Here is a 24727-nt window from a genome sequence, read left to right on the forward strand (position 1 = left end):
GCCGCAAGCGTAGTATCCCTTAGCGGCGATCTCGACCGCCGCCCTACCTCAGGGAATGCTCGTGATCCTTCCGGGTCTTGGTGTTGTTTGGCGCAGCGCCATGGTGGTCCTCGGCATCGCGGCCGTCGTGCCGGCCGGAGCTGGGGACATGCGCTCGCATCCCAGCCCGACGAAGGACTACGACGCAGCCGTCGAGCGCGCCAGGCAAATCATCGCCGCCGATTCGGCCGTCGCGGCACCGGGCGGAGAGTCGATCTTGCTCGTCCATGGGTCGAAGACGCCGCGGGCGGTCGTGCTTCTCCACGGGTTCACCGACTCGCCGCGTCAATTCGCGGCGCTCGCCGACTCGCTGTATGCGCGCGGCGACAACGTGTTCGTCCCGCGTCTGCCCCACCACGCTGAACGGGGCCGCGACGCGCGTCAGTTGTCGCGGCTCTCCGCGGCGGATTTATGCCGTACGGGAGACGCCGCCGTCGACATCGCCGCGGGGTTGGGCGACTCAGTGATCGTCGAGGGGCTGAGCGTCGGCGGTACGATCGCCGCGTGGGCCGCCGAACATCGTCCAGAGGTCCGGCGCGCGGTCGTGATCGCGCCGCCGTTCGAGGTGAGCCACGTCCCCTCGATGCTCGAAAAGCCGCTCGTGAACCTGAGCTCGCACGTCCCGAACGTCACTCGTCGGGCGGCGCCCGACACCGCGCGTCCGGATCGCGATCCGGGTTACACCACGCACGCGCTGGCGCAGGTGCTCAAGCTGGGCATGGCCGTTCGGCGGGACGCGCCGCGCGAGATTCCGGCGCGCGCCGAAGTGTTGTTCCTCGTGAACGCCGACGACGGTACGGTCAAGACGCCGGCCGTTCTGGATCTGGCGCGCGTATGGAACGACCGCGGTGTGGCGGTCTCGGTGTACGAGTTTCCTGATTCGCTCGGACTGCCGCACAACATTCTCGATCCGATGTCGCGGCGGTCGGACGCGACCGCGGTGTATCCCACGCTCGAAGCCCTCGCCCACGGACAGAGTCCGCCGGCGTGGCTCCGCGCGCGTCGCTAGCGCCGCCTAAGCGCTAGCGAATCACGGCCGTGCTGTTCTGCAACACTGCGCCGACCGTGAACACGATCGTTTGACCGGCCCCGACGGCGAGACTGCCGCTCGACGCGCGGCCTGAACCGCCGATCGGCACGGCAATCAGATGGAAATCGCGCGCTCCGATTGACGGGTCCAGCAGAAAGTGGCGGCTGGAATTGCCGGTCACCGTGCCCAACCGGGTCGACAGTCCGTCGACGATCGTAAAGACGTCGACGTCGAGGAAGTTCTGGTTCTTTACATCCAAACCAACCGCGCTGGCGGGCACGACTTCACCACCGGCCTCGTTCGTTCGGCCGCAAGCGGTCAACCCCGCCCCGGCCGCGATCGGCGCGATGGCGAGCACAACGGCGATGATGCGCAGGTTCTTCATGGCTCCTCCGTAAAACCATTGCCTAGGCCAAGCATATTGGCCCTTGGGGACGTTAGGGGCAGGTCGGGTGCCAAAGGACTCTTTGCCTTGAGATAATCCGTTGCCGCGGCTATGATTAGCGAGCTGTGCGCATGTCCGCGCACCGCGTACAACTTCCCCTCCTCTCGCTCCGGCAACCAGCGAGGGGCGGCCCAGACCAAAGGGAGATTGCCAGCGCATGACGCGCCAATACGAGGCGGTGTACGTCTTCGACTCGACCCTCGAAGACGCCGCGATCAACGAGAAGCTCGGTCGGCTGCATGGACTCCTCGGAAATCCGGGAGACCTGCAGGTGAATCACTGGGGTCGGCGACAGCTCGCCTACCCGATCGGCCGGCGCGAGTCCGGCTATTACGCCGTGGCGAAGTTCACGGCCGATGCGACCGCGCTTCCCGAGTACGAGCGCGCGATCAAGCTGGATGACGGCGTCGTCCGTCACTTGATCACGCTCTACGAGAACGAGCTCGGTGCCCCGCCGATGTCGGAAGAGGAGATCGCGGCCGCCAACCGTCGTCGTGACCAGGACGACGACGACGACGAGGAGTAGACCATGCGACGACCACAAAAAGCTTGTCCGTTCTGCGAGACGCGCGTTCGCTACGTCGACTACAAGGACGATCGCACGCTCGGCCGTTTCATCACGGATCACGGGAAGATTCTCCCGAGCCGGTTGAGCGGCACTTGCTCTCGGCACCAGCGTCAGCTGTCGACGGCCATCAAGCGCGCTCGATACTTGGCGATCATTCCGTACACGCGGGGCCTTCAGCCCTAGTTGATGACCGACCCAGCACCGAACCAGCTGGCTACCGATCCGCGCCCGGCCGGCGACGCATCCGCGCCGCCGCCGGCGCCGTCGGAGCGCGGTTGGGGAAAGCTCTTTCTCGCTCTCGCGGCGTTCGTGCTGCTCCCGATCACGCCGTACGTGCGCGCCCTCCTGCCGATGGAGCAGACGATGATGCTCTTCGTGCCGGCGGTCGCGGCGTGCGCGCTCGTGGGATGGTGGGCCGGCGGCCGGGCATTCTTCGCGATCGCGTGGGTGGCGATCGCGGTGGTGCTCACGGTGCAGCCGCCCGGAACGGTTGGGCCGTTCAGCAACCTGGCACGCGGTTGGAGTCTGCTGTTGGCCGGCGCGTTCGGCATCGTCTGCCTGTTGTCCACCGATCGTCCGTTCTTCACGCGGGCGATGGCCGCGCTGGTCATGACGTTGGGCCTCGCCACGGTGATGGCTTTCCTCGGCCCGGTTTCGGCGTCGCGCACGGCGACGATCATGTCGGACGAGTTCTCGCGGCGGAACGGCGAGACGATGGCCGCTGTCACGCAACTGGTCCAGTCGCACCCGAAGGAGTGGCAGCAGCTCGTCGACAAGATTCCCGCACTGTCGGACGCGCCGAATCAGACCGAGGATGGACTCGCGTCCATCTCGGGCTTCGCGCGAACGATTTTCCCTTCTCTACTCGCGCTCGAATCGCTCGCCGCGCTCGCGCTCGCCTGGGCCACGTACCACCGGCTCGGACGCACGCGACTCGGCGCGCCGCTCAAGCCGCTGCGCGAGTTTCGTTTCAACGACCAGTTGGTCTGGGGACTGATCGTCGGACTGACGACGGTTCTCGTTCCGACTCTTTCCACGCTGCGCGGCCTCGGACAGAACCTGTTGGTCTTTTTCGGAACGCTCTACGCGGTGCGCGGCCTCGGCGTTCTCTCGTGGTTCATGGCGCCCGGCAGTCTGGGCGTCGCGATCACCGTGGGCGTCGTGCTGCTGTTCGCTCCCGTGCTACAGGCATTCGCCCTCGCCGCGTTTCTTCTCCTCGCCGTGGCGGCGCTCGCGCTCGGCCTCGGCGACACCTGGGCTGACTGGCGCGGACGCGCCGCTCGCCCCGCGCCGTAACATCGTCATCTCAATCGGCACCTCGATCGGAGCTCAGTCATGGAAATCATTCTTCGCCAAGCTGTCGAGAATCTCGGCACGACGGGCGACGTCGTGAACGTGAAACCCGGCTACGCCCGCAACTACCTTCTGCCACACGGCCTCGCGTATGAGGCGACGCCCGGCAACCTCAAGCGCATCCAACAGGAGCGCGACCGACTCGACGCCGCCGAAAACGACCGCCGTGCGTCCGCGCAGGGCGTCGCGGAGAAGCTCGAGCAAGTGTCGCTGACCTTCTCGGCCCGAGTCGGCGAAGAGGGCAAGCTTTTCGGATCGGTCACCGCCACCGACATCGCGGCTCAACTCGAGGCCCAGGGCTATCACGTCGAGAAGCGCCAGATCGACCTGCACGAACCGATCAAGGCACTCGGCGTCTACCGAGTACCGGTTCGCCTGCACGCCGACGTCAAACCGGAAGTCCGCGTTTGGGTGATCAAGCAGTAGCCGTCACGCCGGGTAAAGGGACGAAATGACGCCGAACGGCGTGGCGTGTGCCACGCCGTTCGCGTTAAAGGCTTCGTCCCATTCTACCCTTCCTCGGAACCAACGTTATCCTACCAGTACTTGGTGGACACCCGTCCGCCTATCCATCGGAGCGTCGACCTGAACTTCATGCCGGTAACTTCGTCAACCCTGAGCGCGCTCGAAGCGGCTCAACGCGCGGCGCAGATCGCCATCGACAACAAAGCGCAGGATGTAGTTCTCTTGGATTTGCGGGGCATCACCGACATGACGGATTTCTTCCTGATCGCGAGCGGAACGTCGGATACGCACGTGCGCTCGGTCGGTGAGCACCTGATGGCGGCGATGAAGAAGGAGGGCTGGCCGGCCCATCACGTCGAGGGACTGGAGAAGGGTCGGTGGGTGCTGCTGGATTTCGTCGATATCGTGGCGCACGTGTTTCACCCGACGTTGCGAAACTTCTATCAACTCGAGCGCTTGTGGGCCGACGCCGAGCAGATTCCGCTGGAGACCGGCGCCTAGCGCGCGACGTCGCGAATCGAGCGATGGCGCGCCGATTCGTGGCGGGCCTGGCGCTCGCGCTGAGCGCCACGGCGGGGATCGGCCGCGCGGCGCGCGCGCAGAACTACTTCGGTCAAAACCAAGTCCAGTACGACAACTTCAAGTGGCAGATTCTGGATACCGAGCATTTCCAGATCTACTACTATCCCGAAGAAAAGGCCGCGACGTGGGACGCGGCCCGCATGGCCGAGCGCGCCTACGCCCGCCTCTCGCGCGTGCTGGACCATCAGTTCCGCGAGAAAAAGCCGATCATGCTGTTCTCGTCGCGCACCGACTTCGGACAGAACAACGTCACCGGTGACCTCGGCGAAGGAACGGGCGGCGTCACCGAAGCGACGCGCCATCGCATGTTGGTGAACTTCACCGGCGACTACCGCAGCTTCGAGCACGTGCTCACGCACGAGATGGTGCACGCGTTCCAGTACGACATCTTCGCCCGCGGCAAGGCCGGCAACGGACTCGAGTCGCTCGCGCAGGTATCGCCGCCGGCGTGGTTCATGGAGGGAATGGCCGAGTATCTGTCGCTGGGACCGAGCAGCACGATCACCAACGTCTGGATGCGCGACGCGTCGCTGTTCGGAAAGCTCCCCACGATCGAGCAGATGAGCGACGACCCGGACAAGTACTTCCCGTATCGCTACGGGCAGTCGGTGTGGGCCTTCGTGGGCCAGAACTGGGGCGACGAGACGATTGGGCAGATCATGAACTCGGTGCCCACCGTCGGCATCGAGCGCGCGTTCATCCGCGAGCTCGGCGTCACGCTCGACGAACTGGGCGACCAGTGGCGCGAGAACGTGCAAACGCGGTTGCTCCCGGCGATCGGCGTGATGGACCGGCCGCGGAAATTCGCCCAGGCGATGCTCAACAGGAAGCAGTCGGACGGCGACATCTTCCTCGCGCCGTCCCTGTCGCCCGACGGACACACGGTCGCTTTTCTCTCGAACGGGAAAGTGCGCCGCGGCGAAGTATTCATCGACCTCTGGCTCGGCGACGCCGAGACGGGCAAGCGAACCGCCCGGCTCATCCCGAGCCAGTACGATCCGAACTTCGAGGAGCTGCGCTTCCTCTACTCGCAGAGCGCATTCTCGCCCGACGGACAGCAGCTCGCGTTCACGGCGCAGCGGCGCGGCAAGGACGTCTTGTACATCGTCGACGTTCGCTCGCACAAAATCACGAAACAGTTCAACCTCACGCTGGAGTCGGTCACCAGCCCAACGTGGTCGCCCGACGGAACCAAGCTCGCGTTCAGCGGAGGGGCCGGGGGGATCACCGATCTCTTCGTCATCAACGTCGACGGCACCGGTTTCCGGCGTCTCACCGACGACAAGTTCGGCGACTTCCAGCCGCAGTGGGCGCCCGACGGGCGGACGATCGCGTTCGCGACCGACCGCGACTCCGCCAGCTTTGCTCTCCTGCAATTCAAGCCGTGGCGCATCGCGCTGCTCGATTTGGAGTCGGGCGCCATCAGCGTTCTTCCCGGACAGGCGGGGCTCAACCTGAATCCGCAGTGGGCTCCCGACGGAAGAACGATCGCGTACGTCTCCGACCGGACGGGCACGCCGAACGTCTTTCTCTACGATCTCGACGATCACCAGCACTACCAACTCACTCGCGTCGCCGGTGCGGTGCAAGCGGTCACGGAGCTGAGCCCGGCGATCACGTGGGCGCGCGCCGCCGATCGCCTGGCGTTCACGTACTTCGAGAACGGCGAGTACACGGTATGGTCGGTGAACAACCCGCGCTCGTTGCGAAAAAACCCGTTCCGCGACTTGCCCCAGATCGCGGATCTGACACAGGCCGGGTCACCGGCGCCGCAGACGCCGGAGGACAGCCTCACACGCACCGTGTCGCTGGTCGCCCTGCTCGATTCGGCGGAGCTCGGGCTGCCGGACACGAATCGTTTCCGAGTCTCGCCCTACCATGTCCGGCTCACGCCGGATTTCTCGGCGCGTCCGACGATCGCGTATTCGCCCGACGCCATCGGCGGGCGTACCGTGTTCGGCGGCACGACGCTGGTGATGAGCGACATGCTCGGCAACAACCACCTGTCGCTCTCGGGCGAGATCAACGGACGCATTCGCGAGGCGGCGGCGCTCATCGGGTACACGAACCTCGCGCATCGTTGGCAGTTCACGACGGCGCTGTCGCAGCAGCCGTACTACTTCCTCTCCGCCGACTCGATCGCCAACACGCTTGACCCCGACGTCGCGCACGAGAACCAGCAGATCACGACGTACGTGGCCCGGCAGGCGTTCGCGGTCACGGCGTATCCGCTGGACCGATTCACGAGAATCGAGTTTGGCGCGGGGTTCAACAACATCGACCGGACGCGCGACTTCATCACCCGTCAGGTGACCGACGGAACCGTCGCCGGCGGCTACTCGGTCGACAGCACGCACCGCGACCCGTCGCTCAATTACGTGGACGGTCAGGTCGCGCTGGTCTCCGACAACACCGTGTTCGGCTACACGGGGCCGGTGATGGGACGCCGCTTCCGCGTCCAGGTGAGCCCCGTGACGGGGACGTATCACTGGGTCGAATATCTCGCCGACTATCGCCGCTACGACCCGATCCTCTTCAACTACCTGACGCTGGCGACGCGCGCGTACACCGACCTTTCGATCGGCAAGGACGAGACCGCGTTCCAGAAGTACATCGCGCGCCCGGATTTCGTCAGAGGCTACGACCGTAACAGTACGTTCTATCTCTCTTGCCCGGTCGTCGGCGCGAATCCAACCAACTGCAGCGCCGTGCAGCTTCTCGGCAGCCGCGTGGCCGTCGCGAACGCCGAGCTGCGATTCCCGCTGATTCGCCGCCTCGAGTTGGGCTTCCTCCCTGGCGCGTTGCCGCCGCTCGACGGACTTTTCTTCTACGACGCGGGACTGGCCTGGTCGCACGGGCAATCAGTTTCGCTTTCGCGGCCGGCAGGCTACGATGTCACGAAGGACCGCATTCCTCTCCGCAGCTACGGTTTCGGTTTGCGCCTCAACCTGTTCAACTACGCCATCCTGCGGTGGGACTACGCCATTCCAGTAAACCAGGAAGGACACAAGGGACTCTGGACGTGGTCGTTGTGGCCCAGCTTCTAGCGACGACGCGACCGCGGCCGTCGTCTCCGCCTCGACGGCGGACATGACGACGCCCGCGACGGAGCGGGGATTCGACTGGGAAGCCGCCGGGCAGGGTCTCGGCGAATCGCTGAATCTCCACCACGCAATCGTGGTCGTCGGTCACAATCCCGAACAAACAGGCCAAGTCGCTCTCGGCATCGCGCGAGCCCAATCGGCGCATCGGCGCGTCACGCTCGGCGATCTGTTCGCCGATTCGCCGCCGATTCAGCACCTCGTGCACGATGACGACGCGCACGGTCTCGTCGAGGCGATCTCGTACGGCATCTCGCTCACGCGCGTGACCCGTCCGGTGAGCGGCTCGACGCGCCTGTTCGTGATCCCGAGCGGATCCGAACCGCCGGATTACGAGGAGCTGCTCTCGAATCCACGGTGGGCCAGCGTCGCCGCCGAGGCTCGCGCGACGACGTCGCTCTTGCTGCTCGCCGCGCCGGCCGGAGCGACAGGGATCGCGGCGCTCGTCGCGGCGACCGACGGTGTGGTCGTAGTCGGCGACGCGACGCCGGCGGGCATCGAAGCGTCGTCGGTGGTCGCGATGCTGAGAGAGTCGAGGCCGGCGGCCGCTCGGGAGCATCGGGCGTCGCGCGCCGTCGCCGTCAAGCGGCGGCAATTCAAGGTGACGTCGATGCCCGGGATCGCGCTTCTCTCGCTGATCGTGATCCTCGTCGGCTGGCTGGCGTACCGGCCACTCGCCGGCGGGCCGGCGCGACTGGGGCCGAAGCCGGACACGGTGACTCACCGCGTCATCCCCTCGCCGATCGCCGTGCAGCCGGCCAATCCGAGCGACCGCGTGGACACGGCCGCGATCGACGCGCCGTACATGGTCGCGAATCCCGGCGACTCCATTTCCACCGCCGCATTCGCCGTCGAATTGGTTGCCGCAAACACGTTGTCAGGCGCTATTTTGAAGCTGCAACAGGACGGCAACAACGTTCCGACGGAAACTTTCTCGCCGGCGCAGGTGCAGGGTGCGACGTGGTACAAGGTGGTCAGCGGCGCGTACACCACGCGAGCGCAAGCCGACTCGCTGCTTCGCGCGCTGAGGCAACACAAGCTCCTTGACCGCTCCAGCGGCACCGTGGTGCGATTGCCGTTCGCGTTCTTGATCGATTCAGGATTGCCACCATCGGCGGTTCCCGGAGTCGTTTCGATGTGGGGCTACCGGGGGCAGCCGGCGTACGCGCTCCAGCAAACCAACGGCTCGGCGTGGCTGCTCGTCGGTGCGTTCGAGTCGGTCGGTCAATCGGCGTTGGCAGTTCCCTCGCTCCGCGCGGCGGGTATCAAGCCGCAGCTCGTCTACCGTAAAGGGAGGTCCTTCTAGTGCGACTGACCAAGCTCGAGTTGCAGGGCTTCAAGTCGTTCGCCGACGCGACGCACTTGCAGTTCGATGCGGGCGTTACGGCGATCGTCGGCCCCAACGGGTGCGGCAAGTCGAACGTGTCGGATGCGGTGCGGTGGGTGCTTGGCGAGCAGCGCGCACGCCTGCTGCGCGGCGCGAAGATGGAAGAAGTCATCTTCCAGGGCTCCTCGGCGCGGCGCGCGGTCAATGTCGCGGAAGTCTCTCTTCACTTCTCGAATGAAGACGGCACCTTGCCCGTCGCGTTCCAGGAGGTCGTCATCACGCGACGGCTTTCTCGGTCGGGCGAGAGCGATTACTTCCTGAATCGCGCGCCCTGCCGTCTTCGCGACATCTCCGATCTGTTGCGCGGCACGGGCCTCGGCGCCGACACAGGCGTCGTCATCGAGAGCAAGATGATCGACGCGCTGCTGTCGGACCGGCCCGACGACCGGCGCGAGCTGTTTGAGGAAGCCGCCGGCGTCGGTCTCTATCGCGATCGCCGGCGAACCGCCGAGCGGCGCCTCGAGGAAACGACGGTCGACCTGCAGCGCCTCGACGACTTGATCAGCGAAGTCCAGAGCCAGGTCCGTTCGCTCGCGCGCCAGCGTCGCCGCGCCGAGAAGCACGCGGAGCTCAATGCCCGGCGGTTCACCGTCGAGCTCGCGCTCGCCAAGCGCGAGATGGAGGCGTGGCACGACGAGTTGGGACGATTGACCGAGCGCGTTCACGCGCTTCGCGAGGGCGCGCCCGGTGCCGACGCCGGCGTCGGCGCCGCCGAACAGGCGCGCGACACCGCGCACGGCAATCGCGCCGCGGCCGAGGCGCAACGCACCGAGCTGCTTCGCCTCGTCTCGAGCCAGCGCGAGCAGTCGCTCCAGATCCGCTCGGAGATGAAGGTGGCGGAGGAACGCCAACGCAATTCGTTGGCGCGCCGCCAGCGGGCCGAGATGGAAGCCACGGAAGGCGTGGCCTACGGCAGCCGCCTCACCTCGGACATTCAAACAGCGGTCGACGACCGCGCGCGGCACGAAGAGGTGTTGAACGCGGCGCGAGGGTCCCTCACCGAGCGCCAGCAGCGCGAGGACGAGGCCCGGCAGCTGGTCGCGCGCAGCCGGGCGACGGTCGACGACGTCGAACGCGCGCATCGCGAGCTTCAAGATCGCGCGCGTCGCGTCGACATCGAGCGGGAGCGGACGCGCCAGGAGAGCGACGAGCTCGTGCAGCGGCTCGAGCAGCTCGCCGACGAGCGCTCACAGCTCGCCGACGCGCTCTCCGGCGTGGCGCGCGAGATCGAGGACGCATCGGTCGTGATGGAAGACGTGCGCCGCCGCGTCGCCGAGTCGGTCACGACGCTCGAGGCGGCGCGCGCCACCGACCGCGAGGCCCGCGAGCGCGAGTCGCTCGCCCGCGCCGAATTGTTCCGCGCCGACGAGACTCACACCTCGCTCCAAGGCCGCGTCAACGCGCTCGATTCGCTCGAGCGCGAGCGAGTCGGGCTCGCCCCGGCGACCGCGCGACTGCTTCGCGAGCGCGAGCGATTCGGCGAAGGCGCGGTCCTCGGCCCGCTCAGCGATTTCATCAATGCCGACGAGCCTTCGGCGCTCCTCGTCGAACGTTTCCTCGGCGCGACCGTTCACGCCGTCGTCGTGCGCGACATGTCCGTCGCCGCCGACGTTCGCGCGTGGCACGCGACCGCGAACCCCGGGCCGCTGCTCCTTCTGCCGTTGGACGCGATCCCCGACGCGCTCGTCGCCGACGAACGTCCCGACGCTCTGTCGCATCGTGTCGACTCGTCGGGTCCGGTCCGCGCGTGGGTGCGCGGGCTGCTCGGTCACGCGAGCCCGGTGGACGAGGGCGCGGCCTTCATCGACATGCGCGGCGCGGTCTGGCTACCTGGCCTCATTGGTGGTCCGGGACCGCTGCGTCGTCGCGCGGAGTTGTTCGCGCTGCGCGCCGAGCTCACAGCCACGGAAAAGGTCCGTGCGTCGGCAATCGAAGCGGCCGATGCGGCTCGCGTCGCGGCGCAGGAATGCGAGCGCGCTGCGATCGAAGCCTCTGGGGCGCTCGAGACGGCTCAGGTCGAGGCACGTCGTGCCACCGAACGTCACGGTGAGCTCGACCGCCGGCGACAGCGCGTCGAACGCGAAGTCGGAGACGCCGATGCACTCGCCATTCGACTCACGCAGCGCCGCGACCAGCTGACCGATCAGGCGACGCGCCTCGACGCCGAGGCGCTCGCCGTTTCGCACACCGTGCTGGAGTCCGCGGAATCCGGGACCCGCGCGCGCGACGCGTTCGCCGTCGCGGAACACACGTACGAAGAGGCCCGCGAGGCTCGCACGGCCGCGCAGATCGAGGTCGCGCAGTGTCAGGCGCGCCTCCAGGTGGCACACGACCGCGAGCATCGCCTCACCGAAGAGCAGAAGTCCGCCGCGACCCGCCTCGAAGCGCTGCGCGCCGAGCTGTCCGACCTGGCGCTCGTCGACGCGCAGCTGGCCGATCAGATGGCCCTTTGGCAGCTCGACCTCGAGACTCGCGACGCCACGCTCGCCGACGGCGAGCGGCGGCTCATTCTCGCCGAAGAAGGCGTGCAGGGCGCGGATGCATCGCTGACGTCCGCCGAGCACGCGCTCGACGACGCGCGGCGGCGCGCCCAAGCGCACCACGAGGAGTTGCATCAAGCCGAGCTGCGCCACACGGAGCTCGGCGGCCGCCGCGCCGCGATCCGCGAACGGCTCGAGGCCGAGTGGCGCCGGCCACTCGACGAGATGCTGACCGAAGTGCAGCCGCTCGAGATGGACGACGCCACACTCCGCGCCGAAGCCGAATCGCTGCGCGACGAGATCGAGCGATTGGGGCCGGTCAACGTGCTCGCGATCGAGGAGCACGACGAGACGGTCAAGCGCCAAGACTTCCTCACCACCCAACGCGCCGACCTCGCGGACGCGAAGGCCACGCTGCAACAGGCCATCCGCGAGATCGACACGACGGCGCGCGAGCTCTTTCTCGCAACCTTCGCCGAGGTCCGCGACAACTTCAGGCAGATTTTCATGTCGTTGTTCGGCGGCGGCGAGTGCGACCTCCGGCTCGAGAACCCGGATGCGCCGCTCGACTGCGACATCGAGATCCACGCGTCGCCGCGCGGCAAACGCACGCAGCGGATCCACCTGCTGTCGAGTGGAGAGCGGGCGCTCGTCGCGCTGTCGCTCTTGTTCGGCATCTTCCTCACGAAGCCGAGTCCGTTCTGCCTGCTCGACGAGGTAGATGCGCCGCTCGATGACGCCAACGTCGGGCGCTTCGTGAAGATGCTCACACAATTCAAGTCGCGAACCCAGTTCATCGTCATCACGCACAACCCGCGCACGACGACGGAAGCCGCCGACGCGGTTTACGGCGTGACGATGCAGGAGCCGGGCGTGTCGTCGCTCGTCAGCGTCCGGATGCGCGGCGCGACGGCGGTGGACGAGGTGCTCGCCACGTCGAACGCCGACGGTGCCGTCGCGCACGTGTGAGTCATCGCCCGTGACGGACGCGGTATGATGGCACGGCGCCGCCACGCGGCGCTCGCGCTAGTCGTCGGTTTGATGGCGGGCGTGACGAGTCGAGGCCGCGCGCAAGCGGTGTCGGCCGTGTCGGTGTCGCTCGCGGTCGTCAACGACAGCATTTCGCCCGCCCCGCAGATCCTCGTGCAAGGCACGCCGGGCCCGCCCGCGCTCGGTCCGTACAGCGTCACCCTCGAGGCCGCGTTCGAACCGCTTTTTCGCACGCCGTTTCTCGTGCGAACGTCGCCGGACCTGACGGCGTCGTTCCACGCCGACTCGCTCTTTCCAGAGCGGACCATCGTGTGGTTCCGCGCCCGCATCTTCGACCGCCTCGGCAATTTTCAAGAGCAGATTCGCTTCTTCCCCGTGCGCAGCTGGCTGCGACTGATCAGTCCGACGCGCAGCGTGAACGACGTCTTGTTCACGCGTCAGCCGACATTTACGTGGAGCAGCCCGGCCGTCACGCTGCCGCCGGGGCCGTGGACGTACGAGATCACCATCACGAACACGGCGAACGGCCAGCTCCGGCAATTCACGGTCAACGACACGACCTTCGTGCCGCCGACGCCGCTCGATGCGTGTACCTCGTACCGCTGGACCCTGCACGCGGCCATGGTGAACGGCCCGCCGTCCGATCAGATCACCGCCGCCAGCCCCGGAACGTTCGTCATTCAGACGTCGGAGTGTCCGACGGCGACCCTCTTCTATCAGAATTTTCCTAATCCGTTCGGCGGCGGCATCCAGTCGAACACCTGCTTCTGGTTCGACCTGGCGCATCGCGCGAACGTGTCGCTCAACGTCTACGACCTGCGCGGCCGCCACGTGCGCACGATCGTTCCCGGATTGTTGCCGGCGCAACTCGACTCTGGCGCCTACGGACGGCAGAATGGCACCGAGGGCGGCTGCGACAGCAAACTTCAGTGGGACGGCAAAGACGCCGCCGGCCGGAACGCGCCGCCTGGCGTCTACATCGCGATCTTCATCGCGGACGGCCTGCGGTCGACGGTGAAGATGCTGTACCGGGGGCCGTGACGTGCGATTCACCACGCTGGGCACCGGAACCATCTCGCTGTCGCCGGCGCGCAGTTGCTCCGGCTATCTCCTCGAGACGGCCGACGTCCGCCTTCTCGTCGACTGCGGCAGCGGCATCACGCGCCGGCTCGCCGAGCTCGGCCCGTCGTGGCAGACCATTACGCACGTCGCGATTTCGCATTTTCACATCGACCACCACGGCGATCTTCCATCCTTGATCTTCGCGTGGAAGTACGGCTTCCTGCCGACGCGATCGACGCCGGTGGACATCATTGGGCCGGTGGGAACCGCCGATCTGGTCACGCGTCTCGCGGCGGCATACGGCGAGTGGGTCACGGCCCCGGGATTTCCACTCATGATTCGCGAGATCGGGCCGTCGGACACGTTCGCGCTCCCGGGCGGCCTGCGCCTCACGTGCCATCCCGTTCCCCACACGCCCGAGAGCGTGGCATATTCCATGGAGCGCAAGGGGCGACGGATCGTCTACACGGGCGACACCGGGCCGTCCGAGGCGCTTGCCGCCTGGGCCCGCGGGTGCGACCTGCTGGTTTGCGAGTGTTCGCTGCCGACCGGCATGCACATTCCCGAACACCTGACGCCGGAGCAGTGCGGCGAGCTCGCCGCGGGCGCGGCGCCGAAGCACTTGGCGCTGACGCATTTTTACCCGCCGGTCGAGCGGGTCGACGTCCGCGCGCTCGTCGGCGCGCGCTTCGCGGGACCCGTCACGCTGGCGCGCGACGGATGGTACTTCGACTTCGAGGACGAGTAATGCTGGTCGTGATGCAGAACCACGCGACGCAGGAGCAGATCGACCGCGTCGTGAAGACCATCGAGGAGATGGGCTACTCGGCCCGGCCGATGCCGGGCGAGACGCGCATCGCCATCGGTCTCGTCGGCAACGACGGCCGCGTCGACAGCTCGCGAGTCGAGGCGCTGCCGGGCGTCGCCGAGATCATTCACGTCAGCAAACCGTACAAGCAGGTCTCGCGAGAATGGCGCGAGGAGAACACGCTCGTCACGATCGCGCCCGGCGTCACGTTCGGCGGCAACGACGTGCAGATCATCGCCGGCCCATGTTCGGTGGAGTCCGAGGACCAGATCATCGCCGCGGCTCACGCCGTGCGCGCCGCGGGAGCGACCGCGCTGCGCGGCGGCGCGTTCAAGCCGCGCAGCTCCCCCTATGCCTTTCAAGGACTCGGCAAGAAGGGACTCGAGCTGCTGGCGCTCGCGCGGCGCGAAACCGGGTTGCCAGTGGTGACCGAGGCGCTCGACGAAGAGGGCGCCCACCTCGTGGCCGAGTACGGAGATTGCATTCAGATCGGCGCGCGCAACATGCAAAACTATTCCCTGCTCCGCGCCGTCGGTCGACTCAACAAGCCGGTGCTCCTCAAGCGCGGCATCGCCGCGACGATCACCGAGCTGTTGATGAGCGCCGAATACATCCTGGCCGAAGGCAACGGACAGGTGATCCTCTGCGAGCGCGGAATTCGCAGCTTCGATACGATGACGCGCAACCTGTTCGACCTCACGGCGATTCCGCTCGTGCAGCGGTTGTCGCATTTGCCGATGATCGCCGACCCGAGCCACGGCACCGGATTGCGCGACAAGGTGACTCCGATGGCGCGCGCCGCGATCGCGGCCGGGGCCGACGGCGTCATCGTCGAGGTGCATCCGACCCCGGACCGCGCGCTGTCCGACGGGGCACAGTCCCTCTATCCGGAACAGTTTGCGAGGTTGGTCACAGAGCTCCGTGCCATTGGGGCCGCAATTGGGCGCTCGGTGGCTGCGGCTGGAACGCCCGCGACGGCCGGCGTGTAGGACACTCATGCGATTCCCACTCGTCGCGGCAACTCTCGCTCTGGTCGGCGCCGCACCGGCGCTGCGCGCCCAACCGGTGGACGCCACGATCGATCGTGCCGTTCAGGCTTGGGCGAAGATCAAGACCGTGCGCGGCACCTTCGAGCAGACAGTGACGAACCAGCTCACGAGCTCCACCGCCACTGCTCGCGGTGAGTACGCGCAGGAGCGGCCGAACCTGCTGTCGATTCGATTCACGCAGCCCGCGTCGGACGCGATCGTGTCCGACGGCAAGGCGGTCTGGGTGTATTTGCCAAGCTCGGCCCCAGGTCAGGTCATCAAGCGTTCGGCCACCGATCGCAGCTCGACGCCGATCGATTTGACGGGCGCCTTTCTCGATTCGCCGCGCACGAAGTACGACATCACCGCCGCCCCGGGAAAAACCGTGGACGGCCACGCCGCGCGCGGGCTCTTTCTTGTGCCCAAGGCGGGCGTGAGCGCGCCGTTCACCAAAGCAACCGTGTGGGTCGACGACGACGACGCGTTGATTCGAGAATTCGACATCACCGAGTCGACCGGGATCTCGCGCCACGTGCACCTCACGACGCTCGAGCCGAACGCGCAAGTGTCCCGCTCGCTGTTCGCCTTCTCCATGCCAGCCGGTACGAAGATCGTCGATCAAACGAAGCCCGAGTAGCGCTTCGTTCGACACGCGACGATCGCCTCAGACGGTCGTCGCGAACTCCTCCGGCCAACGCTCTACGAGCACGGTCAGGATGCGCGCGAACACCTCGCGCTCTGTCCCGCGCGCGTCGACCCGGACGATCGGTCCGCACTCGGCGTGCGCCGACTGCCAGGTGGGCGTCGCGAAATCGGCAAAGGCGTGGGCCACCCGATCGTGGAACTCCAGGTCCGCGCCTTCCATGCGGTCGTGACCGCCGCGCTCCATCGCTCGCGTGAGCCCGTCTTCTGTCGGCAGCGAAAGCAGGAGGGTCAAATCGGGGACGAGTAATCCCGTCGCCATCCCGTTGGCCGCCCGGATCGCGGTCTCGGGGATGCCACGTCCTCTCCCCTGATAGGCGTACGTCGACAAGAAAAAGCGGTCGAGGAGCACGACGGCACCGCGTTCCAATGCCGGCCGGATCTCTCGGTCGACGAGTTGCGCGCGCGACGCCATGAAGAGCAGTGCCTCGGCCCGCGGCGCGACGTCCGATGCAGGATCGAGCAGCACGCGCCGGATCTCGTCTCCCAAAGCCGTTCCGCCGGGCTCGCGCACCGCGACGACGTCGCGGCCACGCGCGACGATCCAGTCGCACAGCCGCTTGAGCTGTGTGGTCTTGCCCGCGCCCTCAGTTCCCTCGAAAACGATGAGCAGGCCGCGAGACATCGTTCTCAGCTGAGCGTGATGATTGGGCTCGCTGCGCCCTTCTCGAGGCCTTCGAGAATCCAGTCGTTCACGCGCGCCATCGTCTTGTCGAAGTTCTCCTGCGCGACGAGCAGTCGCTGGTAGGTCGCGCGGCCTTGAATCTGGCCGAGGAGGACGTCGAGCTCCTTTTCCATCGCGTCGGTGGGACGTTCGCCGCGCGCGAGCAACCGCTGCGCGTCGATGCGAAGCTGCTCCATCTTCTGGAGCAGCACGACCGTGTCCTGGTCGTCGTTCAACGAGTCGCCGGCCCGTTTGACTTCCTTGTACTCGTTGCTCTGCCCGATCAACCGACCCAGATCCTTGGCTTTGTCTTCGATCATCGCTCCCTCGGAAGGGGAGAGTTAGTCGAGTCGCCGGGCGAGCACGAAGCGCTCGCGGCCCGCGAGATCGAGTTCAACCCGCACATCGTGAAACCGTCGCTCGCCGGCCACCAGCTCCGCGGCCAACGACGCGCGACGCGCGTCCACCTCGATGGCGAACAAGCCGTCGGGCTCGAGCACCGAAGCCGCTTGGCGCACAAGCCGGGCCGTAGCCGCGAGTCCGTCTCGTCCACTGTACAGCGCCGCCGCAGGTTCCCAATTCCGAACGCTCGCCGGCAACAGGTCGGCCTCGCTGAGCGCGATGTAGGGCGGATTCGACACGACGACCCGGCACCGAACGTCGAGCAGCGGACCAAGCAGCGACCCGTGAACCAGATGGACCGGCGCGCGCAGCGACCGCCGTGCCGACGCGACGTTCGTGTGTGCGACGGCGAGCGCGTCCAGAGAGATGTCGGTGCCGTAGACGCGGGCGAAGCGCCCCTCGGTCGCCAGCGCGAGCGCGATGCATCCCGACCCCGTTCCAACGTCGATCGCGACGCCGCCGCGCTCCTGCTCCCCCTCCATCTCCTCCAACACCAGATCGACGAGATGCTCGGTCTCGACCCGCGGGATCAAAACGCGCTCGTCGACCTCGAGCGTCAGGTGGCGGAAGTTTGCCCGCCCGACGGCGTAAGCGAACGGCGCCCCTCTCGCACGTCGCTCGACGGCGAGCCCGGCCCGCGCGCGTACGTGATCATCGACCTCGACATGACCGTTCGTCAGCGACCAGAACCGCGGCACGTCGAACAACGCGGAGACGATCTCCCGCGACTCGGATACCGGCTCGGCGACACCGCACGCGTCGAGCGCTCGGGCGAGCTCCTCGGCCAACCGTGCGACCGTGCGCGCTTTGGTCGGTCCGTCAGCCGTCATGCGCTCGTTCCGTCGCCGTTGCCACCGAGTTGCTCCTCGACGTCCGCAAGCTTCAGCGCTTCGACGACCGGCGCGATCTCGCCGTCCATGAACCCCTGAAGGTCGTGCGTCGTCCAGCCGATGCGGTGGTCGGTCACACGGCTCTGCGGAAAGTTGTACGTGCGGATCTTCGCCGACCGGTCGCCGGTGCCGACCTGCGTGCGCCGCATACGCGCGCGCTCGGCCTCCTGCTGCGCTACGCGCAGGTCGAGCAGCCGCGCGCGCAACACTTCCATCGCTTTCAGCTTGTTCTGAAGCTGCGACTTCTGGTCTTGTTGGCTCACTACGAGCCCGCTCGGCAGATGCGTGATGCGGACAGCCGAATCGGTCGTGTTCACGCTCTGGCCGCCGGGACCCGATGCCCGGAAGACGTCGATGCGAAGGTCCTTGTCTTCGATCTTGACGTCGACTTCCTCGGCTTCGGGAAGCACGGCGACGGTCGCCGCCGACGTGTGAATGCGGCCTTGGCTCTCGGTCGCCGGAACGCGCTGCACGCGATGGACGCCGGATTCGCGGCGCAGCTCGCCGTAGGGGCCCTCACCCGAAACCTTGAATACGACTTCCTTCGCCCCGCCGAGCGCGCCGTCGGAGAGCGACATGGTCTCGAGCTTCCAACCGCGCCGCTCGCAGAAGCGAACGTACATGCGGTACAGGTCGGCGGCGAAGAGCGCGGCTTCGTCGCCGCCCGTGCCGGCCCGAATTTCGACGATCGCATTGCGTTCGTCGAGCGGGTCTCGCGGCAGCAGCGCGCGCGTGAGCGATGCCTCGAGCTCGGCGATGCGTGGTTCGACTCGATCGACTTCGGCGCGCGCTTCGGCCGCGAGGTCAGGGTCGTCAGTCGAGACGAGCTCGCGCGCTTGCGCGAGCTCGTCCTGGGCGCGGTCGAACTGCGCGCCCATTTCGACGATCGGCATTAGCCGTCGATGTTCACGCCCCAGCTCGGCAAATTGCCCGGGGTTTAGCGCGCCGGGATTGGCGAGCGCGCTCTCGACCTCCTTCGCGCGAGCGAGGGCGGCCGCCAATCGATCGCGGAGCGCCAGACGAACCGAGCCTCAGCTCGACTGCTTCGCGAACTTCTGTCGGAAGCGCTCGACGCGGCCGGCGGTGTCGACCAGACGCTGCTTACCCGTGAAGAACGGGTGGCACTGCGAGCAGACGTCGGTGTGAATCTCGGCCTGGGTCGACCGCGTGAGGAACGTATTGCCGCAGGCGCACTTGACGGTCGCCGTGGCGTATTCGGGATGGATATCGGCTTTCATTTACGACTCTCGCTCAGTGGAACCTCGATGGGCCGAAGCGCGAGACACGGACGTGCCCGGCAGCCTTCAGTCACGAACGGATCCGGTCAGTTGTAGCCTGATAAATATAGAGGGTTAAGGCAGGTAATGCGAGCGGGTTAACTGCGGACTACGCAGCTGACGACCGGCGCAGGTGACGGAGGCGCACCTGCCGAGGGCGCGACTGCCGAGCGGCGCGAAGCGCGCACCTGCCAAGCGGCGCGTTTCGCGCCGGCCCGCCATAAGGTGTTTCGTCATTCGGCAACCGCGCAGTTCGGGAGATGCGACCGTCGGCAGTCGCGCCCTCGTCAGCCGCGCAGTCGGCAGTTCCCCACTGTTTGGAACTCCGCCCCGAAGGTACTAACTTCGCCAAGTTCCTCAGCCCACATGCCCAGACCGTGACCACGACGACCGTAGACTTTCTCGCGACGGTGCAGTTGTTCAATGGGCTCGATCGAACCGAGCTCCAACGGTTTGCCGACCTGACGCGCGAGCGGTTCTATCCGCGCGGCAGCGTCATTCTATTCGAAAACGACCCCGGCGACTCGCTGTTCGTCGTGCGCCAGGGACGCGTCAAGGTCGTCCTCATCGGTGAGGACGGGCGAGAGGTCATTCTTGGCGTGCTCGGTGTTGGCGAGCATTTTGGCGAGCTGTCCCTCATCGACGACCGGCCGCGCTCGGCGCACGTCATCGCGATGGACGACGCCCATCTGCTCGTGCTCCGGCGCGAGGACTTTCGGAAACGTGTCGAGTCGTCGCCGGCGGTTGCGTGGGCGCTGCTCACCGAGCTGTCGCGGCGTCTCCGTCGCGCGGACGAGAAGATCGGCGGGCTCGTGCTCTTGGACGTTCCCGGCCGCATCGCACGATTGCTGCTCGATCTCGCCGAAGAGATGGGGAGCGACACGATCGACAAGCCGCTGACGCATCAGACGATCGCGCAGATGATCGGCGCGAGCCGCGAGACGGTGTCGCGCGCGATGAAGGACTTCCAGGACGCGAACTGGGTGACCGTCGAACGCCGGCGCATCACGCTGGCGGATCGTCCGGCGCTCGAGGCTCGCGCACAAGCCAAGCTCTAGCCGCGTCGCACCGGCCCGGACCACCGTACGGTCATGACGTTGCACCTGCGTTTCTGGGGGACGCGCGGCTCCGTGCCGACGCCGGGCCCACACACGGTGCGCTACGGCGGCAATACATCGTGCGTCGAGGTCCGAACCGGCACCGGAGCGCTGGTGATCATCGACGCGGGAACGGGAATGCGCGAGCTCGGACAGTCGCTCGTCGACGGCGCCAACGGTTCGCCGATCACGGCCGATATTTTCCTCACGCACGCGCACTGGGATCACATCCAGGGCATTCCCTTCTTCGCGCCGATCTTCGAGCGCGGCAACCAATTCACGATCTGGGGCGCGACGTCGCTGCGCGCAAACGTCGGCCGCGTCCTCCGCGACCAGATGTCCCCCGTCGTCTTCCCCGTGACGTTCGACTCGCTGCCGGCGCGCGTGGAGTTCGCCGAACTGGCCGATGACCCGCACGTTGGCGACGGATACTCGATCGCCGCGTTCGCGCTCCATCATCCGGGCGGCGCGATCGCGTATCGCGTGACCGACACCGCCCCGGGCGGCCGGACCTTCGTCCACGTCTCGGACAACGAGCTCGCTCCCCACGCGAGCTACGGCGACGACCCCGGCTGGCGGGACCGCCTCGTCGACTTCGTGCGCGGCGCCTCGGTCCTCATTCATGACGCGACGTACACGCCCGAGGAGTACGAGCGCCACCGCGGGTGGGGACATTCGACGTACGACGACGCGCTCGAGCTCGCGCTCGACAGCGGTGTGCACGAGCTGGTGCTCTTTCACCACAAGCCAGAGCGCCACGACGACGACCTCGACGAGCGCCTCGCGTCGTGCCGCGCGACGGTCGCGCAGCGCGGGGTGTCACTGCGCGTGACCGCGTCGGCCGAAGGAATGACGCTTTCGGTGTAACGTGCGCTTCACCCCGCTGGGCGACCGCGCCGTCATGATCACACTCGGCGCGACGATCGATGAAACGACGCGCCGCCTCGTGCGCAGCGCGTCCGTGCGCATCGACCAGCGTCCGCCGGCGGGATTCGTCGACCAAGTGCCGGCGTTCACGAGCATCGCGGTTCATTACGATCCGGTCGTCGCGGCTCGAGGTACGTCGAAGACACCCTACGCGCGCGTCGTCGACGAGCTGACGACCGCGCTCGACGGGCTGACGGCGGAGAAGCCTCCGCCGGCACGCGTGGTCGACATTCCCGTGCACTACGGCGGATCGCTCGGCCCCGACCTCGACGACGTCGCACGAGGCCACGAGATGAGCGCCGAGGAGGTCGTGCGCATCCACACGAGTGGCGACTACCTCGTGTACATGATCGGCTTCATGCCCGGCTTCGCGTACTTGGGCGGCCTGTCGCCGAAGCTCGCGACGCCGCGGCGGACAACCCCGCGCACCGTCGTACCGGCCGGAACGGTGGGCATCGGCGGAAGTCAGACGGGCGTATACCCGCTCGATTCACCCGGCGGTTGGAACCTCATCGGCAGGACGCCGCTCGCAATCTTCGACATCGCGCGCGAAGAGCCCGCGCTCTTGGCGACAGGCGATCGCGTTCGCTTCCGCGCCATCACGGAGACCGAATTCCGGAACTGGCCGACGTGAGCGCGCGAGTCGTGAGCGGCGGGCTTCAGACGACTGTACAGGACCTCGGCCGCGCGCGCGCGCAGCGCCACGCAGTGCCGGTCGGCGGCGCGATGGACACGATGGCTCTCCGCCTCGCGAACCTGCTCGTCGGCAACGAGGAGGGCGCCGCGGGACTGGAGGCGACGCTCATCGGCCCGGCGATCGAGTTCGATGCGCCGACGCTGATCGCGGTCGGCGGCGCGGATCTGACCGCGACGATCGACTCGACGCCGATCGGCCGTTGGCGACCGGTGCTCGCGCCCGCGCGCAGCACGCTGCGCTTCGGCCGCCCCGAAAACGGATGCCGCGCCTACATCGCCTTCGCGGGAGGCGTGGACGTGCCGCCGGTCTTCGAGAGCCGCTCCACCTACTTGCGCGGCGCGTTCGGCGGCATGGACGGCCGAGCGTTGCGCGACGGCGACGAGATTCGCGTTGGCGAGTCATCCAAGCTCGCCCGCCGAATCGCCGGATCGTTACACGACGGCGAGGGTGGGCTGGGGCTCGCGCGATGGTATGCCGGAGTCACGCTGCGACCTCCCTACTCGGCGGAGCCGATCGTGCGACTCGTTCCGGGCGCTCACACGGAAGCGCTCGACGCGGAGTCGCGTACCGCGCTGTTCGGCGCCCGGTTTCGCGTGTCGGCAAGCTCGGATCGCATGGGCTATCGCCTCGAGGGTCCGCAACTCCGACTGCGCGAGCGCGTCGAGATGTTGTCGGAAGCGGTCACCTTCGGCACGGTGCAACTTCCGCCGGGCGGGGCGCCGATCGTGCTCATGGCCGACGGACAAACCACGGGCGGTTATCCGCGCATCGGTGAAGTCGCGTCGGTGGATCTTCCGCTCATGGGCCAGCTCAAGCCCGGAGACCACGTGCAATTCGTTGCCGTCTCGCTCGACGAAGCCCAGGGGCTGTACCTTGAGCGCGAGCACGAGCTGGCACAGATGAAGGTCGGTCTCGCGTTTCGTTTCTCCAAGGGCGGCGACACGACATGAGCCTGCAGGTAGATCTCAACTGCGACATGGGCGAGAGCTTCGGCGCGTACACGATCGGCGCCGACGACGCGGTCTTTCCCTTCATCACCTCGGCGAACGTCGCGTGCGGGTATCACGGCGGCGATCCCGCGGTGATGCGATCCACGATCGCACGCGCGAAGGAGCGCGGCGTGGCGGTCGGCGCGCACCCCGGGTTTCAAGACCTCATCGGCTTCGGCCGCCGGCCGATGGACGTCACGCCGGGCGAGGCGTACGACCTCGTCGTCTACCAGGTCGGCGCGCTGATGGGGTTCGCGCGCGCCGCCAGGGTCGAGCTTCAACACGTCAAGGCTCACGGCGCGCTCTACAACATGGCGGCGGTGAATCGCGAGCTCGCGTCGGCCATCGCGCGCGCGATCGCCGACGTCGACCGCGGACTGGTCATGTTCGGCCTGCCCGGCAGCCATCTCGTGACCGAAGGCGAGAAGGCGGGACTTCGCGTGGCGTGCGAAGCGTTCGCCGATCGCAACTACATGCCCGACGGATCTCTCGTGTCGCGCAAACGCCCCGACGCGCACGTCCACGACGCCGACGACGCCGTACGCCGCGCCATTCGGATGGTGAAGGAAGGTCGCGTGCGCGCCGTGGACGGGAGCGAGGTCTCACTTCGCGCCGACACGATCTGCATCCACGGCGACGGGCCGCACGCCGCCGAATTCGCGCAGCGACTCCGGTCGGCGTTCGAGTCCGAGCACATCGCCGTGCGCGCGCCCGGGCGCGCGGCGCCCTAGAAGCGGTACTCCTTCCCTTCGTCGGCTGCTTTGTAGATCGCTTCGACGATCTTGTGCAGTACGACCTGGTCGGTCGGCGGGTCGAACGCGGTCTCGCCGTTGACGACCGCGACGAAGTGCGCCAACTCCGCGCGATAGGATTGGATGAATGCGCTGTCGCGACTGGCGGCGCCGCTGGGCGACACATCCGTCGCCCGCCCGTTCAGTTCTTTGACTACGCGCAGCGGAGCGAGACGCGCGCTGCCGCGGGTGCCGAGGACCTCGAACCACCAACGCTCTTCTTCGCCGACGTACGCCGACGACACATCGAAGAGAAACGCGATTCCGGCGGCGCACTCGAGCTGCGCCAGAAGTGCGTCCTCCACGGCGCCGGCGCCGCGTCCGCGCTCCATGTGCGCGGTGACTCGAACGGGCTCCGGGTTCTCGGCCAGCCAGAGCGCGAGGTCGAGCAGCGGAACCCCGTGCTCGAGAAACGCGCCCCCACCGGCCTCGGCCCGCCGAAATCGCCAGCCATCGGGGGGACGCTTCCCGCGAAAGGCTCCGGCGCGAACGCCTACGATCCGGCCGAGCTCACCGCCGTTGATGAACCGCGCGAGCGTTTGGACGTCGGTGCGATAGCGGTGGTTGTTCGCCACGGCGACGACCCGGTCGGCGCGCGTCGCCGCGGCGAGAATTCGGTCCACGCCGCGCGAGTGCAGCGCCAGCGGGCGTTCGCAGAGCACGTGCTTGCCCGACGCGAGCGCGCTCAAGGCGTGCGGCTCGTGGAGATGGTTGGGCGTCGCGATGACGACCGCGTCGAGGGCGTCCTGCTCCAGCAGATCCTCGATGTCGGTGTACACGTCGGGCACGCCGAAGCGGTCGGCGAGCGCGCGCGCTTTGGGACGGTCGTTGTCGCACAGGGCGACGAGCTGCGTCCCCCGCATCTTCGCCAGGACCGGCAGATGCGCGAGCTGCGCGATTGCGCCCGCGCCGACCACTCCGATTCGAACGGGTTCCTTCATCGGTCGCTCTGA

At 67.3% G+C, this 24727-nt stretch carries 25 protein-coding genes; 18 read left to right on the forward strand and 7 right to left on the reverse strand.

The features are described 5' to 3' along the window. The first annotated feature begins 148 nt into the window (after positions 1-148). Entirely contained in the window at positions 149-1048 is a 900-nt protein-coding gene (locus tag VGQ44_11145; protein ID HEV8447373.1) for an alpha/beta fold hydrolase, read from the forward strand. A gap of 13 nt (positions 1049-1061) precedes the next feature. Here the strand turns inward: VGQ44_11145 and VGQ44_11150 are convergent, their stop codons facing one another. Further along, positions 1062-1454, reverse strand: coding sequence for a hypothetical protein (locus VGQ44_11150; protein ID HEV8447374.1), 393 nt, complete (start codon positions 1452-1454; stop codon positions 1062-1064). A 217-nt stretch (positions 1455-1671) separates the two neighbouring features. Between VGQ44_11150 and rpsF the strand changes: the two genes are divergently transcribed. The 12 genes from rpsF (at position 1672) to lolA (ending at position 15975) form a co-directional block, all read left to right on the forward strand. Further along, on the forward strand, positions 1672-2040 hold the full coding sequence (gene rpsF / locus VGQ44_11155) for a 30S ribosomal protein S6 (protein HEV8447375.1): 369 nt from the start codon (positions 1672-1674) through the stop codon (positions 2038-2040). A 3-nt stretch (positions 2041-2043) separates the two neighbouring features. Further along, positions 2044-2265 (forward strand): 30S ribosomal protein S18, encoded by a 222-nt coding sequence (gene rpsR, locus VGQ44_11160; protein ID HEV8447376.1) that lies wholly within the window; start codon positions 2044-2046, stop codon positions 2263-2265. A 3-nt stretch (positions 2266-2268) separates the two neighbouring features. Further along, positions 2269-3378, forward strand: coding sequence for a DUF2232 domain-containing protein (locus VGQ44_11165; GenBank protein ID HEV8447377.1), 1110 nt, complete (start codon positions 2269-2271; stop codon positions 3376-3378). Between the two features lie 39 nt (positions 3379-3417). Further along, on the forward strand, positions 3418-3861 hold the full coding sequence (gene rplI / locus VGQ44_11170; GenBank protein HEV8447378.1) for a 50S ribosomal protein L9: 444 nt from the start codon (positions 3418-3420) through the stop codon (positions 3859-3861). A gap of 168 nt (positions 3862-4029) precedes the next feature. After that, complete coding sequence (gene rsfS / locus VGQ44_11175; protein ID HEV8447379.1) at positions 4030-4401, forward strand: ribosome silencing factor; 372 nt, start codon at positions 4030-4032, stop codon at positions 4399-4401. A gap of 23 nt (positions 4402-4424) precedes the next feature. Next, on the forward strand, positions 4425-7529 hold the full coding sequence (locus tag VGQ44_11180; GenBank protein ID HEV8447380.1) for a BamA/TamA family outer membrane protein: 3105 nt from the start codon (positions 4425-4427) through the stop codon (positions 7527-7529). A gap of 43 nt (positions 7530-7572) precedes the next feature. Then, entirely contained in the window at positions 7573-8889 is a 1317-nt protein-coding gene (locus VGQ44_11185) for an SPOR domain-containing protein (protein HEV8447381.1), read from the forward strand. Next, on the forward strand, positions 8889-12419 hold the full coding sequence (smc, locus tag VGQ44_11190) for a chromosome segregation protein SMC (protein ID HEV8447382.1): 3531 nt from the start codon (positions 8889-8891) through the stop codon (positions 12417-12419). Before VGQ44_11185 ends, smc begins: the two co-directional genes overlap by 1 nt. A 27-nt stretch (positions 12420-12446) precedes the next feature. Further along, positions 12447-13481: a hypothetical protein gene (locus VGQ44_11195; GenBank protein ID HEV8447383.1), complete on the forward strand. Its 1035-nt coding sequence runs from the start codon at positions 12447-12449 to the stop codon at positions 13479-13481. 1 nt (position 13482) lies between these two features. Beyond that, positions 13483-14250, forward strand: coding sequence for a ribonuclease Z (locus VGQ44_11200; GenBank protein ID HEV8447384.1), 768 nt, complete (start codon positions 13483-13485; stop codon positions 14248-14250). Then, complete coding sequence (gene aroF, locus VGQ44_11205) at positions 14250-15299, forward strand: 3-deoxy-7-phosphoheptulonate synthase (protein HEV8447385.1); 1050 nt, start codon at positions 14250-14252, stop codon at positions 15297-15299. The genes VGQ44_11200 and aroF overlap by 1 nt, the downstream gene beginning before the upstream one ends. Positions 15300-15306: 7 nt before the next feature. Next, positions 15307-15975 carry an outer membrane lipoprotein chaperone LolA gene (gene lolA / locus VGQ44_11210; protein ID HEV8447386.1) on the forward strand — a complete coding sequence of 223 codons (669 nt, stop codon included), beginning with the start codon at positions 15307-15309 and terminating at the stop codon, positions 15973-15975. Between the two features lie 27 nt (positions 15976-16002). On the opposite strand, the gene tmk is transcribed toward lolA, so the two are convergent. Genes tmk through rpmE form a run of 5 tightly spaced genes read right to left on the reverse strand, consistent with a single transcriptional unit; the run spans position 16003 to position 19234 of the window. Further along, complete coding sequence (gene tmk / locus VGQ44_11215) at positions 16003-16665, reverse strand: dTMP kinase (protein HEV8447387.1); 663 nt, start codon at positions 16663-16665, stop codon at positions 16003-16005. A 5-nt stretch (positions 16666-16670) separates the two neighbouring features. Then, entirely contained in the window at positions 16671-17024 is a 354-nt protein-coding gene (locus VGQ44_11220; protein ID HEV8447388.1) for a YlbF family regulator, read from the reverse strand. A 21-nt stretch (positions 17025-17045) separates the two neighbouring features. Next, complete coding sequence (gene prmC, locus VGQ44_11225; protein HEV8447389.1) at positions 17046-17936, reverse strand: peptide chain release factor N(5)-glutamine methyltransferase; 891 nt, start codon at positions 17934-17936, stop codon at positions 17046-17048. Further along, on the reverse strand, positions 17933-18997 hold the full coding sequence (gene prfA, locus VGQ44_11230; protein HEV8447390.1) for a peptide chain release factor 1: 1065 nt from the start codon (positions 18995-18997) through the stop codon (positions 17933-17935). Before prfA ends, prmC begins: the two co-directional genes overlap by 4 nt. A gap of 30 nt (positions 18998-19027) precedes the next feature. After that, positions 19028-19234: a 50S ribosomal protein L31 gene (gene rpmE, locus VGQ44_11235; GenBank protein HEV8447391.1), complete on the reverse strand. Its 207-nt coding sequence runs from the start codon at positions 19232-19234 to the stop codon at positions 19028-19030. Between the two features lie 416 nt (positions 19235-19650). Here rpmE and VGQ44_11240 point away from each other — a divergent pair, with 416 nt between their 5' ends. From VGQ44_11240 to VGQ44_11260, 5 genes are read left to right on the forward strand one after another with little or no spacing between them, the layout of a single operon-like run. Further along, entirely contained in the window at positions 19651-20331 is a 681-nt protein-coding gene (locus VGQ44_11240; protein ID HEV8447392.1) for a Crp/Fnr family transcriptional regulator, read from the forward strand. Positions 20332-20364: 33 nt separating this feature from the next. Further along, a complete protein-coding gene (locus VGQ44_11245) occupies positions 20365-21237 on the forward strand; it encodes an MBL fold metallo-hydrolase (GenBank protein HEV8447393.1) in 873 nt (290 codons plus the stop codon). A gap of 1 nt (position 21238) precedes the next feature. Continuing rightward, entirely contained in the window at positions 21239-21931 is a 693-nt protein-coding gene (gene pxpB, locus VGQ44_11250; GenBank protein HEV8447394.1) for a 5-oxoprolinase subunit PxpB, read from the forward strand. Next, positions 21928-22944: a biotin-dependent carboxyltransferase family protein gene (locus VGQ44_11255; GenBank protein HEV8447395.1), complete on the forward strand. Its 1017-nt coding sequence runs from the start codon at positions 21928-21930 to the stop codon at positions 22942-22944. Before pxpB ends, VGQ44_11255 begins: the two co-directional genes overlap by 4 nt. Beyond that, a complete protein-coding gene (locus VGQ44_11260) occupies positions 22941-23714 on the forward strand; it encodes a 5-oxoprolinase subunit PxpA (protein HEV8447396.1) in 774 nt (257 codons plus the stop codon). Before VGQ44_11255 ends, VGQ44_11260 begins: the two co-directional genes overlap by 4 nt. Here the strand turns inward: VGQ44_11260 and VGQ44_11265 are convergent. Continuing rightward, positions 23711-24715: a Gfo/Idh/MocA family oxidoreductase gene (locus VGQ44_11265; GenBank protein ID HEV8447397.1), complete on the reverse strand. Its 1005-nt coding sequence runs from the start codon at positions 24713-24715 to the stop codon at positions 23711-23713. The genes VGQ44_11260 and VGQ44_11265 overlap by 4 nt on opposite strands. Between the last annotated feature and the right edge of the window lie 12 nt (positions 24716-24727).

The organism is Gemmatimonadaceae bacterium, from assembly GCA_036003045.1.
Classification (GTDB): domain Bacteria; phylum Gemmatimonadota; class Gemmatimonadetes; order Gemmatimonadales; family Gemmatimonadaceae; genus JAQBQB01.

Excerpts from the sequence above, each read along its gene's own strand:
- VGQ44_11145 (HEV8447373.1), top strand. The coding sequence starts at position 149 with ATGCGCTCGCATCCCAGCCCGACGAAGGACTACGACGCAGCCGTCGAG.
- VGQ44_11150 (HEV8447374.1), bottom strand. The coding sequence starts at position 1,454 with ATGAAGAACCTGCGCATCATCGCCGTTGTGCTCGCCATCGCGCCGATC.
- rpsF (HEV8447375.1), top strand. The coding sequence starts at position 1,672 with ATGACGCGCCAATACGAGGCGGTGTACGTCTTCGACTCGACCCTCGAA.
- rpsR (HEV8447376.1), top strand. The coding sequence starts at position 2,044 with ATGCGACGACCACAAAAAGCTTGTCCGTTCTGCGAGACGCGCGTTCGC.
- VGQ44_11165 (HEV8447377.1), top strand. The coding sequence starts at position 2,269 with ATGACCGACCCAGCACCGAACCAGCTGGCTACCGATCCGCGCCCGGCC.
- rplI (HEV8447378.1), top strand. The coding sequence starts at position 3,418 with ATGGAAATCATTCTTCGCCAAGCTGTCGAGAATCTCGGCACGACGGGC.
- rsfS (HEV8447379.1), top strand. The coding sequence starts at position 4,030 with ATGCCGGTAACTTCGTCAACCCTGAGCGCGCTCGAAGCGGCTCAACGC.
- VGQ44_11180 (HEV8447380.1), top strand. The coding sequence starts at position 4,425 with ATGGCGCGCCGATTCGTGGCGGGCCTGGCGCTCGCGCTGAGCGCCACG.
- VGQ44_11185 (HEV8447381.1), top strand. The coding sequence starts at position 7,573 with ATGACGACGCCCGCGACGGAGCGGGGATTCGACTGGGAAGCCGCCGGG.
- VGQ44_11195 (HEV8447383.1), top strand. The coding sequence starts at position 12,447 with ATGGCACGGCGCCGCCACGCGGCGCTCGCGCTAGTCGTCGGTTTGATG.
- aroF (HEV8447385.1), top strand. The coding sequence starts at position 14,250 with ATGCTGGTCGTGATGCAGAACCACGCGACGCAGGAGCAGATCGACCGC.
- lolA (HEV8447386.1), top strand. The coding sequence starts at position 15,307 with ATGCGATTCCCACTCGTCGCGGCAACTCTCGCTCTGGTCGGCGCCGCA.
- tmk (HEV8447387.1), bottom strand. The coding sequence starts at position 16,665 with ATGTCTCGCGGCCTGCTCATCGTTTTCGAGGGAACTGAGGGCGCGGGC.
- VGQ44_11220 (HEV8447388.1), bottom strand. The coding sequence starts at position 17,024 with ATGATCGAAGACAAAGCCAAGGATCTGGGTCGGTTGATCGGGCAGAGC.
- prmC (HEV8447389.1), bottom strand. The coding sequence starts at position 17,936 with ATGACGGCTGACGGACCGACCAAAGCGCGCACGGTCGCACGGTTGGCC.
- rpmE (HEV8447391.1), bottom strand. The coding sequence starts at position 19,234 with ATGAAAGCCGATATCCATCCCGAATACGCCACGGCGACCGTCAAGTGC.
- VGQ44_11245 (HEV8447393.1), top strand. The coding sequence starts at position 20,365 with ATGACGTTGCACCTGCGTTTCTGGGGGACGCGCGGCTCCGTGCCGACG.
- VGQ44_11260 (HEV8447396.1), top strand. The coding sequence starts at position 22,941 with ATGAGCCTGCAGGTAGATCTCAACTGCGACATGGGCGAGAGCTTCGGC.
- VGQ44_11265 (HEV8447397.1), bottom strand. The coding sequence starts at position 24,715 with ATGAAGGAACCCGTTCGAATCGGAGTGGTCGGCGCGGGCGCAATCGCG.